Here is a 14402-nt window from a genome sequence, read left to right as displayed (position 1 = left end):
TCGATAAAGGCTACTCGACGTGGAGGGGCAGGCTGCACCAGCATCCTGTTCCTCCTTTATTTGACCTTAGCCGGTAACAGAGCAAATGATGTGTGATTAGGAGAGTATCATGAAAGCAAAACTTGTCCCCATTTACTACAAGTCGCCCGATGCGCCAGATTTCGCTACCCAGCTGCATAAGCTGCACGAGCTGCTAGCCGAGGATGCAGAGATATTAGAGCCGGTACTGTTGGGAGCTCCCCTACCCGATACGGACGGTGTTATCTTCCCGGAAATGCTGGGGGCAGCCTTCCGCGAGGTGGAGAAAATCAAAAAACTCCCCCAGCCTTTGCTGATCGTCACCTCTGAATTTGGGACCGTATCCATGTGGGATTGGGAGATCAACAGTTTCCTGGCCGCCAAGGGTATCAAGGTGATCGGCCCAACGAACCTTGAAAAAACCAAGCAGGTCTGCCGGGCTTTTGCACTAAGGCGACAGCTGAAACAATCGAAACTCCTTGTCTACCAGGACGAGCCTGCCAGCGGTGGCGGCAACCAGGATGAGATCTTCAAGCGCTTCTACTGGTGGGAGCCGGAATGCATCACAGCCATCGAGGAAAAATATGGCGTCAAGGTAATCAAGAAGAGCTTCAAGGAGTTAGGCAAGCGAGCCAGTGCCATACCAGATGATACCGCCCAAATAGAATGGGACCGGCGTAAAGCAACTACTCCGATCGGTAAGCTCACCAGTCGCGCCATTTTGAGCGCGGTAAAGGTTTACCTGGCGGTAAAAAATGATCTCGACCAGGACCCGGATATCCTCGCAGCCGGCATCAACTGCCTTAATGAATCCATGTTTTCCGATACCACCCCCTGCCTGGCCTGGAACTTCCTCTATGAAGACCAGCGCCTGGTATGGGGCTGCGAGGCTGACCTGGTCTCAATGATGACCAAGATCTTGATCGGTAAGACCATCGATGTGCCATTTATGATGACTAACCTTTATCCATTTCAGATGGGCTATGCGGCATTAAAGCACGAGCATATCCCATACTTCCCCGAGGTGGAAGGCGCACCAGAAGACTATATCCTGGCTGCCCACTGCGGCTACCTTGGTGTGGTACCCCAATCATTCTCAACCGAATGGACGCTCAAGGAAAAGGTCCTGGCAATCGTGGATGACAACGCCACAGCCATCGATGCACGCCTCGCCGAAGGAGACATCACCTTGGTGAAGTTAATGCCGCCATTTGATCGCTGGTCAATCGTGGAAGGCAGCCTGCCCAAATATGCCGGTTTTGAGAATTCTCATTGCCTGAACGGGGCGGTTATTCGTGTGCCGAATGGCAAGAAGCTGGTGGATGACCTGGTTTCACACCATTACATCATCACCACCGGGCACAATTTGAATGAGCTAGAAATGGTCTCGAAGGTGTTTGACCTGGAGTGCATTACACTGTAGCAAATAATGAGCTGATGCACAAAGGACTGGAGTTCGCACGCGGTTAATTACGGGAAAGATAAACTAATAACCAAATCTGTCATAACTTGTTCTATTTTGAACAAAAGATATTGACAGAATCCCAATTACAGCTATAATCATCTGTAATCCTGTAATTAACAGTTGAATATCCGGAAACTCCGGTCCTTTATATTGGATCTAAAGCGCGTATTTTGGTCGGGTAGACCGATCAAGTAATGGGATTTTTACGCCTGGCATACTAGTGTGCCAGACATGACGAAATTATCTCTGAATAAAAAGCGAGCATAACTCTTTATGGGTATAGCACGCGAGGTGCTGCAGAAGAAATATCGGACAGTGCCCTCTCTGGACAAGCCGGTGAGGCAGTTTCAGGTAGGTACTTCACCGAATCAATATTTCATTACTCATTCCGAAAAAGTACTGGTAGACCTGATCCGCAGATATGGGGAATTTTCGAAAGCGGATCTGGTGAGTTTCACTGACTATTCTCGAACAAAGATCACAACCTGTATCAGCTCATTGCTCGAACAACGCATCCTGGTAGCCAACCACTATACCGAATTCACCGGCGGGCGGCGCTCGAAGAAGTTCAGCCTGAACGGAAATTTCGGACTGGTGGCTGGTGTGGATATCGGCGCCACCAGCATCGACTTGGGGATTGCAGATTTCTCGGGCAGGCTGCTAGTACGCTATTCAGAGCCTGCTTCGGTGAGGGAAGGGCCGATCAGGATCCTGGCCCGGGTATGTTCTTTACTCGAAAAACTCACCCAGGAAAATGGCTCTGATTCTGCCAGATTAAACGGCATCGGGATCGGTGTGCCCGGACCGGTGGATTTTTCGGTGGGCACCCTGGTGTCGCCACCCATCATGCCTGGATGGGACCGTTACCCCATCATTCAAACAGTCCAGCAATGGTTTCCCCAGGCGAATGTGGTCGTGGATAATGACGTGAACCTGATGGCCCTGGGTGAAATTTACCAAGGCGCAGGTAGGGAGACGGATAATCTCATCTTTATAAAAATCGGCACAGGCATCGGTGCAGGCATCATCTGTGAGGGGAAAATCTATCGGGGGGCCAGCGGCTGTGCCGGGGATATCGGTCATATCTGTGTCGATAAAAATGGTCCTGTGTGTCACTGCGGTAACCGCGGCTGCCTGGAAGCGGTGGCTGGTGGGCCGGCAATTGCTGATCGTGCGATCGCCGCCGTTCAGGCAGGCAGCAGCCTCATCCTGCAAAAGTACTATGAGACGAATGGCAACACCCTGCGAGCAGAAGACGTGGGGAACGCCTCCGGTGAAGGCGATGCCATGGCTACCCATATCATTCGCGAGAGCGGCCAAGCCATCGGTGATGTACTGGCTGGCATGGTTAATTTCTATAATCCCGGGATGATCGTTATCGGCGGAGGGGTCAGTCACCTGGGTGACCTGCTGTTGTCATCCATCCGCCAGACTGTCTTACGCCGCTCCCTGCCCCTGGCAACGCGTGACCTGTTGATCGTGTTTACCGAAATCGGCACGGATGCAGGGGTAATTGGAGCCATCAACCTGGCGATGGACAACATATTCGCCCTATCACCCAACCGGTTGGGAGTTGTTGCTGAATGAGGTGCAATTGATGAAATTCGGTGTAAATTCATTTGTTTGGGTGTCACCTAGCACAACTGAAGCGGTAATCGACCTGGCTCCCAAGGTAAAGGCGATGGGTTTCGATATCCTGGAAATCGCCTGCGAAAATCCTGCATTGCTCGATGTTCCCCGTATTAAGGAAGCACTTGATAAGAACCAGTTATCAACGATTATCTGCGGTGTGTTTGGCCCCGACCGCAATATCAGCAGTTCCGACCCGGCTATCCGTGATAACTCTCGTAGATATATCCACTGGATGATTGATGCGGCGGCCCAGACTGGCTCTCCAGTGATCTGCGGCCCCATGTACTCGGCGGTCGGTAAACCTCACCTGGAAGATGACCGGGCCAGAGCAGTGGAGTGGTCGACTGCAGTATTAGAGCTTCGCGATTGTTGTGACTTTGCGTCATTAAACGGGGTAAAATTAGCCCTCGAGCCATTAAACCGTTTTGAAACCGACATGATCAACACTGTCTCACAAGGACTAAATTTCATCCAGGATGTTGGAAGGGATAACATCGGATTCCACCTGGACACTTTCCACATGCACCTGGAAGAAAAGAACAGCGCTGAAGCAATCCGCCTGGCAGGAAATAGGATTTTCCATTTCCATGCCTGCGAAAATGACCGCGGCGTGCCTGGTACCGGCCAGGTACACTGGCAGGAAATCGCCCAGGCACTCAAGAGCGCCAATTATCAAGGGCAGGTTGTAATCGAATCATTTACTTCGCAAGTAAAAGAGATCGCCCGTGCAGTCTGTATCTGGCGTGAAATCGCCCCAAGCCAGGATGCGATCGCCCAACAAGGTCTGCAATTCTTGAAAACCTTATTTGCTTGATCGGTCGTTAGAAAAGCAACGAGGATTCGCTTATGGAAAATGTAGCTGTAGCAGAAACCGAACAAATACCACCCGAAACCATCCAGCCCACGATGGAAGTGCAGAATATCTCCAAACGTTTCCCAGGTGTAGTTGCCCTGGACGATGTGTCATTACAATTCTTCCCTGGAGAAATTCATGCTGTGGTGGGAGAGAACGGCGCAGGTAAGTCTACACTGATGAAAGTTATGTCTGGCGCGTATATCCCTGATTCTGGGACGATGCACCTGGGTGGAGAAAAAGTATCATTTTCTCACCCGCGCGAAGCCCAGATGAAAGGCGTCAGCATTATCTATCAAGAGTTCAACCTGCTTCCCGAACGTACCGTGGCCCATAATATCTTCCTGGCGCGTGAATCGTCTAAACTAGGGACACTCGACATCCGCAAAATGAACAAGGAAGCCGTGGAAGTATTGAAAGATCTGGGTGTGGAGAAATTGATCTCACCAACCGCTTTAGTAAGCAGCCTGTCAGTGGCAGAGCAACAGCTGGTTGAGATTGCCAAGGCCATCTCCTTCAAGGCAAAAGTGCTGATCATGGATGAGCCCACTGCCGCATTAACCTACACCGAAGTAGGTCTGCTCAATGACCTGGTTGGGCGGCTGAAGCAAAAAGGCATTTCAATCATTTTTATCTCCCACCGCTTGAGAGAGGTGTTTGATCTAGCGGAAAAGATCACGGTCTTGAAAGATGGCAAGCTGATTAAGACGGTCATGAAAAAAGACGTCGCCCCGGCTGATGTGGTGTATTTGATGGTCGGACGTACCCTTGACCACTACTTCCCGCCCCTGGGCAAGCCGGAGGACTTTGGTGAGGTAGTGTTAAAAGTATCGAATGCTTCCAACCAGATCTTGAAGGATATTAACTTTGAGCTACGCAGCGGTGAAGTGCTTGGGGTAGCTGGCCTGCAAGGATCGGGGCGAACAGAATTGGCCCAGGCTTTGTTCGGGGTTATGCCTTTTAAAACTGGCACCTTAGAGCTGCATGGCAAGGTAATGGCGCTTAAGAGTCCGGCCAAAGCGATCAAGAATAAAATCGGCTTTGTCACTGAAGATCGAAAATCGGAAGGACTCGCTTCGCGGCAGCCAATCAGAGATAACATGCTATTGACAGTAAGGGCTGTTCAATTCTTATTTGGACTCATTTTTAAGGATGGTATCCGAAGTTCCCGTAAACTCGTACCCATGCTCGGCAAACAGGTGGATATTCGCACAGATTCCTTCGACCGAGAGGCACAATTCCTGAGTGGTGGAAACCAGCAAAAGGTGGTGCTCGCCAAGTGGCTGGCCTCAGATGCGGATGTATTTATTTTTGATGAGCCGACGCGCGGGATTGATGTGGAGTCGAAGGCGGGTATTCACGATATGATCCGCGAATTAACCAAGAAGGGGATTGCCGTTCTGATGATCTCGTCGGAGCTGCCTGAGGTCATCGGGATGAGCGACCGGGTGCTGGTCATGGCAGACCATCGGATCGCCGGAGAGCTTCCAGCCAGATCGACGGAACAGGAGATCATGTTGATGGCTATCGGACATGCAAAAGAGACCCAGGCAGAGGCACCTGCCACAGTAGGAGCCTGATGAAATGACAACCATACCTGCAACTGACAGTTGGTTCAAGCGGACTGCCCGCTCTATCCATATCCCTCCTGTTTATTTCTTCCTGATCGTCGTTTTCCTGGTTAGTGGAATTTTGGATCAGGTGATGGCTGATGGCCAGATATTTACCAATCCTGCCATCATGCTCAACATCGTGGTGCGGTCGGTGGCTCTGGGTATCGTGGCGGTCGGGCAAACCCTGGTAATCCTGGGCGCTTCCATCGATCTGTCGGTAGCGTATACCATCAGCATCACCGCAGTGATGTCATCTTACCTCATGCAGGGTGAAACAGCCAACCTGCCTTGGGCAATTCCCGCGGTCTTCGTGATTGGGATCGGGATTGGCCTGGTGAATGGGCTGGTGATTACGAAACTAAAAGTAAATCCCTTCATCGCCACCCTGGGCATGAGCCTGATCATCAAAGGCATCATCAACGCAACCTTTTCCAACTACACTGGCAGTGTGCCAAAGAGCTTCGAGTATTTCGGATACGGTACGATCGGATCCATCCCGGTTTCGATCATTATTATGCTGCTGGTGTTTGTGTTGGGGTGGTTCCTGCTGGCACGGACGAAATTTGGCGCCCACCTGTATGGGGTAGGTGGGAACGCCGAAGTTGCCCGCTTATCAGGCGTGCGAACCGACCGAGTGCTGATCGGTGCCCATATCTTGTGCAGTATGACCGCCATCCTGGCAGGTTTATTCCTGGTCAGCCAGATGCGTTCTGGTGCACCGTGGGTTGGTCCGAACGGTATTTATGACCTTAATTCGATTGCCACGACAGTGATCGGCGGTACTGCCCTCTCTGGTGGCAAAGGTGGCGTATGGGGTACCCTGGCGGGTGTGTTGATCTTCGGCATCCTCGACACGACGTTCAACCAGCTGGGTGTCAATCCATACCTCAAGATGGTCTTCCGTGGTGCGATCATTGTATTGGCTGTGGCTTCCTACACGATACGCTCAAAGAAAGAAGCAGCGTAAGGAGTGCATCGAATGACGTCTACGACATATACCTCACCAGGTGGTTTCTCCAACGCCATGCGCAATACCTGGGCATGGATCAAGAAAATCCCGCCTGTCTACCCGGTCTTCTTAATTATCTTCATCGTGCTAGGGTTCCTGAACCCGGTGAAATACCAGTCGATGAACGGCATCATGACCTTCCTGCGCACAGCTTCACCCCTGGCCGTGATCGCAGTAGGCGAGATGTTTGTTTTAGCGATCGGTGGTTTTGATTTAACGGTAGGCGCAATCGTCACATTTGTAGTCCTGGTGAGCTCAAAAGTGCTTGCCAATGATCCTGCCAATGCCTACCCGGCAATCCTTCTGATGTTGGGGATTGGGGTATTGATCGGGTTCTTGAATGGCGTAATTGTCAGTTATTTAAAGGTACCTTCCTTCATCACCACGCTGGGAATGATGCTGTTAGTCCGTGGGGCTGCCCTGTATTATGTGGGTGGAGCACCTCAGGGTTACCTGACAGATAACTGGCGGGCATTCGGCCGAAATTATATTGAGAATGTCCCACTATTCGGGCGGGTGCCGTACGGCCTGATCGTTTTGATCATCGTAGCCTTCATTGCCATTATGCTGTTCAACCGCATGAACTTTGGTAAGGAAATCCTGGCGATTGGCGATAACGTGCGTGCCAGCCAACTCTCGGGAGTGAGGGTGCGCTTAGTACGTGTGCTAACTTTCATCCTCTGTGCAGTCTTTGCAATCATCGGGGGCATCATGACCGGCGGGTATGGGGGCGTCAACGTTACCATTGGTGAAGGGTACGAAATGAACGCTATCGCAGCTTGCGTGGTTGGCGGCGTGTTGCTTGGTGGAGGAAAGGGTTCAGTGCTTAACGTAATATTCGGGGCATTTACCCTGCAGGCGATCGTTAACTTGCTTAATATGCTCGGTTTGCCCAAACCCTATACCGATGTGGTACAGGGTTTGATCATTATCGGTGCAGTCGCATATGTCGGTTTATCGTCACAGAGAAAGAAATAGAAACTCGCTGAGCACTTGCATTGAATGATTAAAACGCGAGAACAGGTACGATACAGGAGGTGAACACCGAAAATAGACAAGAGACATCCATCAAACCATTAAGCAACACAAACGTTAAAACAAAATTTTATGGAGGAGATTTCCTAATGAAAAAGAGTTGGTTTTTAGTTGTTTCTTTGTTGGTCGCATTCAGCATGATCCTGGCTGCTTGTGCACCAGCTGCGACCGAAGCCCCTGCGGCTGCCACTGAGGCTCCTGCTGCTGCTACCGAAGCTCCCGCGGCAGCCACTGAAGCCCCAGCAGCAAATCCTGGTCTACAGATGGAATCGGCTCAGGTAGCACCACAGTTCTGGAGCGACGACGAATACAATAAATCCAAAGAACTGATGACCAAGACTGCGCTGAATCCGAACGATCCCATTTACCTGCAGTACCTGGATGACAGCACTGCCACTGACATCACCAAGTTCCCGCAATATGCTGAATTCGCTAAGAAGCAGCCCCCCTACAATGTGTGCTTCTCGAATGCTGGCGTTAACAATCCATGGCGTGTGGTCGGTTACATCGACATCCGCGAGCAGGTTGAGCAGCTGCGCACTGAAGGCCTGGTCAAGAACTTCTACCACCTGGATGCCCAGGGTGATGATGCCAAGCAGATCGCTGACATCCAAGACATCATCAACACCCCAGGGAAATGCGACATCTTAATCGTTGCTTCCAACACCAGTGAAGCCCTGACCCCCATCGTCGAGAAGGCCTGCGAGGTCATGCCAGTAGTCCAGTTTGACCGCTACGCCCAGACTGACTGCCCGGTTGTATCAGAGCGCACCATCGGTGGTTATGCCTTCGGTATCTCCGGCGCCGAGTACATTGTTAACAACCTGCCTAAGGGCGGTAACGTGCTTGCCTTCCGCATCCTACCCGGCGTGGACGTGCTTGAACAGCGATGGGGTGCAGCCCGCAAGATCTTTGAGGAGAATCCTCAGCTGAATATCATTGGTGTTGAATTCGTTGGTTACGACTCCTTCAAAGCCAACACCGTGGTGAGTGATTACCTGGCCAAGTACGGCACCATTGATGCAGTCTGGATGGACGCTGGTGGTACCGCCGTCACCATCCTGGAAGCCTTCAAGGATGCTGGAGCCCCCTATCCGACCGTTATGGTAGGTGAAGACCAGGAAGACTACCTGCAGTATTGGAAAGCTAACCTGAAGCTCGCCATCGCCCCCACCTTCCCCACCTTCCAGTGGCGCACTGCTGTCCTTTCTGCGGTCATGTTCCTGCAAGGCAAGACTGTCCAGCATCACTGGTATATGCCCCAGCCGGATGTCACCAATGAAAACCTGGATACCTACATCAACACCGAGATGCCCCCTCTGCACTACGCACTGTGTGGCTGTGAAGATATGACCAACTACCCAGATTCCTGGAAGAACCCCGACATCAACAAGTACGTGGACGTGATGCCGTAATTTGTAAGCATGTAAGCGTGTAAATGTGAGCCTGCTCGAAGTTTGAGCAGGCTCAACTAAAATATATAGAAAATCACCAGCAGGAGTGCAACACATGATCGAGATCGGATTTCATACAGATGCTTTCAATAGCAGTTACTGGAGTTTTGAACAGGCCTTACAATGGGCCCAAAAGAACGATGTGCATTGGATCGAATGCGGCATGATCGATGGTGTGAGCTGGATCCATGGATTGGGCTACCAGCCGCATGTGGCCATGTGGGAGGACCCCATGGTGTGGAAGGAAAAAGCAGCCAGCTATGGCGTGAGGTTCTCGCAAATTGATGCCGCCTACCCCATGTCGCTGCCTAATGGCACGAGCCTGGGTGTGGAATATGTGTTGCGTACCATCCGCTGGGCATACCTGGCTGGGTGCGATCACATCGATACCACCGATGACCGCTTTGCACCCAAGGGCTTAACCGACGAAGAAGCCCTCGATATCATGAAACGCGCTTATGCACAGATCATTGATATCGCTGAACGCTATAAAATGATTATCGACATAGAACCACACGGGTATTACACTACCAAGCCCGAATTCATGGAGAAAATGCTGACCTTTGTCGACAGCCCATACCTGCGCATGAACATGGATACGGGGAATACCTTCATCGCCGGACAGGATCCGGTGGCTTTCCTGAATAAATTTAAAAACAAGGTCAGTCATGTCCATGTGAAGGATGTCAGCGCATCGCTGGCAGCATCATTGCGTGGGGAATTGACCGGCATTGCAGTCAGCCAATGCGCCATCGGTGACGGCGTGAACCGGGATAACATTAAAAAATGCTTCGATATCCTGGTGGATATCGGATATGACGGGGTCGTCAGCCTGGAATGTGAAGGCCAGGGTGGCCCAATGATCGAAAAGAGCCTGGTCTTTGTCAAAGAGCTCGTAAATGACGCCAACCGCAGGTTGGCAGCAAAATAATCATCAAATTCGAAGAGTGTTGGAGGAGCAATGGGCAAGATATCTTTAGGTGTGAACATGGAGTTCATTCGCTCGCACGACAAGCCGTTCGCCTGGGGCGTTGAGAAGGCTGCGGAAATTGGTTATGAGTATATTGAGCCGATGGTCCATTGGGGCCGTGAATTATTAAGTGAAGCCGGTTATTTTCACAGTGTTTCCATGTACGATGACCCCCTATGGGTGCGCGAGCTATGCGACAAGCACAATATCAAGCTGTCCGGTCTATCAGCGCATACCCCATTGTGCAAGCCGGAGATCAGCGTAGAGTATCTCAAGCTCGCCATCCGCTGGGCCGCCGATGCAGGCGCACCCGTGGTAAACACGGACGAGGGCCCCAAGCAACTGTGGACCACCAAGGAGATGGATTACACCTTGATGACCTATACCCTCACTGAAGCTGCCCGCGTGGCCGAACGGCATGGGATAAAAATCGGCCTGGAACCCCACCAGCAATATTCAAAATCCAAGGCAGGGCTGGATAGCATCTATGCCCTGGTGAAGAGCCCTGCGATTGGTATCAACTACGACACCGGGAACAGCTACCTGGCAGGAACCGATGACACCTATGAGTGGCTCACCCATGTGGTCGACCGCCTGGTACACCTGCATGCCAAGGATATCAGCATCAAGCAGAGCGAAGCTGAGCACGGCAAGGTGACCGGCACGCCAACCGGTTGTGCTTGTGGTGATGGCGTGGTAGATTGGAAGCGGATGATTGATATCGTCAAGAAATGCCCCAATGATATCGTCTTCAGCGTTGAGTGCGGCACTGTGGCCGATGCTATCCGCAGCTACGAGCACCTGAGCAAGCTGATTTAAACTTACTTAATTATTTAAGTGCCCAGCCGAGGTGCCGGCAGGCTTCTCAAACCTGCGCAGGCGCCTCACGATTTTTACCCTATCCTACTCTTTGTACTATCCACTTGACGGAGTTATTATGCGCATTGGTGTATTTTCAGTGATCTTCCAACAACTCCCTTTTCAACAAGCCCTGGACAAAATCTTATCTTATGGAGCCACGGCCGTGGAAATCGGCACTGGCGGACTGCCTGGTGCTCACCACTGCCCGATCGATGAGCTGCTGGCCAGCCCTGAAAAACTGAGGGGATATTTGAAGGCTGTTGAGCAACGGGGTATGATCATCAGTGCCTTCAGCTGCCACTGGAACCCGCTTGACCCCAACCCGGATATCGCCAGGGCTTCGGATGAGCTCTTTCGCAAGACCGTCAGGCTGGCGGAAATGTGCGGAGTGCCTGCCATTAATTTGATGGCTGGCCTTCCAGCGGGCTCTGCCACCGACAAGATGCCTAATTGGGTAACCTGCCCATGGCCGCCACATTTTCTCGAAATCCTGGATTACCAGTGGAACCAGGTTGCCATCCCGTACTGGCAGCCAGCGGCGAAATTTGCCGAAGACCACCATGTAAAGATCGGCGTTGAGATGCACCCGGGTATGCTGATCTACAATGTTGAAACCATGCTACGGATGCGCGACGCCTGCGGTCCAGCCATGGGCTGTAATTTCGATCCCAGCCACCTGTTCTGGAATGGAGTGGATCCTGTGGCGGCTATCCATAAACTGGGTGAGGCAATCGTGCACGTGCATGCCAAGGATTGCTACGTTGACCCGTATAACGTAGCCGTGAACGGCTGCAACGACCAAAAGAATTACACCGACATCCCTCACCGCTCTTGGACCTTCCGCACCATCGGATATGGTCATGACCTGAAAGTGTGGAAAGACATCGTCTCTGCGCTACGCATGGTGGGTTATGATCACGTCATCTCGCTCGAGCACGAAGATGGCATGATGTCATTCGACGAGGGAGTGCAGAAGGGGTTAGCGGCGTTACGTGAGGTAGTCACTGTGGAGAGCCCTGGTGAGATGTTCTGGGCGTGAAGAGGCCAGTAACGATTTAAGAATAATCCGCGGAGCAGGTCGTTTTTTAGCAAAGCACACTTTAAGGCAACACACCCTGCACCAGAGACCGAGGTGAGATTGTGAATGAACAAGAAAGCAAGCTTGAAATCATCCGTACCTGGATGTCCACCCGCAAGCTGGGTGCGCTCTACCTGCAGACCGCTGGTAGCTTCGCCTGGGCCACCTGTGGAGCGTCTTCTTATATCAATACGGCATCGACGAACGGGCTGGCAGCCCTGTTGATCACCCACGAGCATCAGTATGTACTTACGACCAACATTGAAGCCCCTCGCCTGGAAATAGAAGAACACCTGGGACCCCAGGGCTGGGAATTTTTAGCCAACCCGTGGTATGAGGCCCCACCGACACTTGATCAGGTGAGCCATGGTCTTACCTTGGCTTCGGATGGAGCATATCCGGGTGCTGTCAATCTCTCAACTGATTTAGCCAGGCTGCGTGCGAATTTAACCCCTGAAGAGGGCATGCGATTTATCGAATTGGGGAAATCCTGTGCCCAGGCTATGCTGGCAGCCTGCCAGGCCGTCAGGCACGGGCAAACCGAATACCAGATCGCCGCTATCCTGGCGGCAGAGGCGGAGAGCCAGGGTGTGCAAGCAGTCGTGAATCTCATCGCCACTGATGAGCGTATCTTTTCTTATCGCCATCCGCTGCCGACCGGGAAGAAGTTGGAGAAATATGCTATGCTGATCCTGTGCGGCCGTAAACATGGTTTGATCTGTTCATTAACACGCCTGGTCCATTTTGGCCCGTTGCCGGATGACCTAATGCGTAAAATGGCTGCCTGCGCCAGGGTTGACGCCACCTTTATTAACTCCACCCGGCCAAATGTAACCCTGGGGAGCATCTTCGATAAAGCCATTGCTGCCTATGCCGAATCAGGCTATCCAAATGAGTGGCAACTTCACCACCAGGGTGGTACCTCGGGTTACGAGCCGCGCGAGTACCTGGCGGTGCCTGGCTCAACCGACTGCGTGGCAGTCGGACAGGCTTATGCCTGGAACCCTTCGATCACCGGCTATAAGTCGGAAGACACGATCCTCATCGGCGAGAAGAAAAACGAGGTCCTGACCGAGATCGCAGGCTGGCCGATGATCACCGTCGATGGATTTGACCGTCCAGCCATCCTGGTTATGTAAAAGATACCAGCTTTCCAACCTTGATCGTTATCAAACCTGCCATTCCGGTAGGTTTTTTTTGTTGAGTGGAGCGTTGAATCGTCGGGAACAAAATAGCGAAGTTGCTCTATACTTATATTCAGGCAACCTTCTCGAAGGCATGCAAAAGGGAGATAACCTATGGAGTCTGCTACTTTTCGTGACCAGGTAGTGATCATCACCGGGGCATCGGCTGGGATTGGCCATGCTATGGCAGTTCAGCTGGCCCGCCAGGGAGCCAGGGTGGCGATTGCCGCACGCAGGGCCGAGTGCCTGGAGGAACTGGCGGCTGCCTGCCGTGCTTCGGGGGCGGAGGTGCTGGTTGCCCCCACCGATGTCGGCGAAGAAAGCCAGTGTAAAGCACTTGTGGATAACACCCTATCAACCTTTGGCCGGCTGGACATGCTGGTGAATAATGCCGGGCTGGCGGCTTCGGCGTTGTTTGACGATTATCACAATTTGGATCTATTTCGCCACACGATGGATGTTAATTTGTTTGGGGCTGTTAATTGCACTTACTACGCCTTGCCATACCTCAAGCAAAGCAAGGGCCGTATCCTGGCCGTCTCCAGCCTGGGCGGTAAAACCGCCATCCCCTATAACACGCCCTATTGTGCCAGCAAGTATGGCCTGCATGGGTTTTGCGACGCCTTGCGTATGGAATTGAAGCCACACGAGGTGAGTGTCACTGTGGTCTGCCCCTGGTGGGTGGCAACCGAGTTCCACGCCGCCCAGTTGAATAAGGATGGTGTGCCACGTGGAGCGCCGCGTGGCAAAGACTACTACACCAGCAAGACCATGACCGCCGACCGTTGCGCGGAGATCGCCCTGCAAGCGGCATACAAGCGTCGCCGCGAGGTGCTGATGGGCCCAGGGCTTCTGGCGGTGTGGCTAAAACTGATCGCCCCGGGTTTCCTGGACTGGCTATCAATCAAAATCTTCCTGGAACCAGCCGCCCGTCGCGCCAGGGAAGCCCAGGCAAAACGGGAATAGAAACCCCGGGGAGGTAGCAATGCCTGAGGCTGCACGGCCCAAGATCAGCGGGATACCAGAAACATTAGCTGCTCGATCATTTCCCAGGCTTGTAGCTGGTCTTTGACATTTATTAGCCAATCCATGTCTGGCACCACAACCTGCAGACTTCAGGCTTTAAGGTATTCACGCGGGCTCACCAGGGCATTTGGCAAGACGAGCAGGTTGAGCGCTGGAGCAATGACATCCACTTGCTCGACGAGCGGAGGTTTTTTCGACGAGCCT

Annotated in this window: 12 protein-coding genes; all 12 read left to right on the top strand. The window is 52.3% G+C overall.

What is annotated here, in order from left to right:
* The first annotated feature begins 109 nt into the window (after positions 1 to 109).
* The 12 genes from C3F13_00555 (at position 110) to C3F13_00500 (ending at position 14138) form a co-directional block, all read left to right on the top strand.
* The gene (locus tag C3F13_00555; GenBank protein PWB56600.1) at positions 110 to 1441 is read left to right on the top strand and encodes a hypothetical protein; all 1332 of its coding nucleotides are present in this window, start codon (positions 110 to 112) and stop codon (positions 1439 to 1441) included.
* Positions 1442 to 1756: 315 nt separating this feature from the next.
* A complete protein-coding gene (locus C3F13_00550; GenBank protein PWB56599.1) occupies positions 1757 to 3070 on the top strand; it encodes a hypothetical protein in 1314 nt (437 codons plus the stop codon).
* Between the two features lie 10 nt (positions 3071 to 3080).
* Positions 3081 to 3929 (top strand): sugar phosphate isomerase/epimerase, encoded by an 849-nt coding sequence (locus C3F13_00545; protein PWB56598.1) that lies wholly within the window; start codon positions 3081 to 3083, stop codon positions 3927 to 3929.
* A 92-nt stretch (positions 3930 to 4021) separates the two neighbouring features.
* On the top strand, positions 4022 to 5548 hold the full coding sequence (locus tag C3F13_00540; protein ID PWB56732.1) for a sugar ABC transporter ATP-binding protein: 1527 nt from the start codon (positions 4022 to 4024) through the stop codon (positions 5546 to 5548).
* 4 nt (positions 5549 to 5552) lie between these two features.
* Complete coding sequence (locus C3F13_00535) at positions 5553 to 6548, top strand: ABC transporter permease (protein ID PWB56597.1); 996 nt, start codon at positions 5553 to 5555, stop codon at positions 6546 to 6548.
* A 12-nt stretch (positions 6549 to 6560) separates the two neighbouring features.
* On the top strand, positions 6561 to 7568 hold the full coding sequence (locus C3F13_00530; GenBank protein PWB56596.1) for an ABC transporter permease: 1008 nt from the start codon (positions 6561 to 6563) through the stop codon (positions 7566 to 7568).
* Between the two features lie 320 nt (positions 7569 to 7888).
* Positions 7889 to 9040, top strand: a complete 1152-nt coding sequence (locus tag C3F13_00525; GenBank protein PWB56595.1) for an ABC transporter substrate-binding protein — start codon at positions 7889 to 7891, stop codon at positions 9038 to 9040.
* Between the two features lie 94 nt (positions 9041 to 9134).
* Positions 9135 to 10010, top strand: a complete 876-nt coding sequence (locus C3F13_00520) for a hypothetical protein (GenBank protein ID PWB56594.1) — start codon at positions 9135 to 9137, stop codon at positions 10008 to 10010.
* Between the two features lie 30 nt (positions 10011 to 10040).
* A complete protein-coding gene (locus C3F13_00515; protein PWB56593.1) occupies positions 10041 to 10868 on the top strand; it encodes a sugar phosphate isomerase/epimerase in 828 nt (275 codons plus the stop codon).
* A gap of 118 nt (positions 10869 to 10986) precedes the next feature.
* Entirely contained in the window at positions 10987 to 11949 is a 963-nt protein-coding gene (locus tag C3F13_00510; GenBank protein ID PWB56592.1) for a xylose isomerase, read from the top strand.
* Positions 11950 to 12050: 101 nt separating this feature from the next.
* Entirely contained in the window at positions 12051 to 13127 is a 1077-nt protein-coding gene (locus C3F13_00505; protein PWB56591.1) for a peptidase M24, read from the top strand.
* A gap of 159 nt (positions 13128 to 13286) precedes the next feature.
* Positions 13287 to 14138 (top strand): short chain dehydrogenase, encoded by an 852-nt coding sequence (locus C3F13_00500; protein ID PWB56590.1) that lies wholly within the window; start codon positions 13287 to 13289, stop codon positions 14136 to 14138.
* Positions 14139 to 14402 lie beyond the last annotated feature (264 nt).

This window comes from Anaerolineales bacterium, assembly GCA_003105035.1.
Lineage (GTDB): Bacteria > Chloroflexota > Anaerolineae > Anaerolineales > UBA4823 > FEB-25.
Note: the sequence above shows the minus strand (reverse complement) of the source record. Positions and strands in the feature narration are given on the sequence as shown.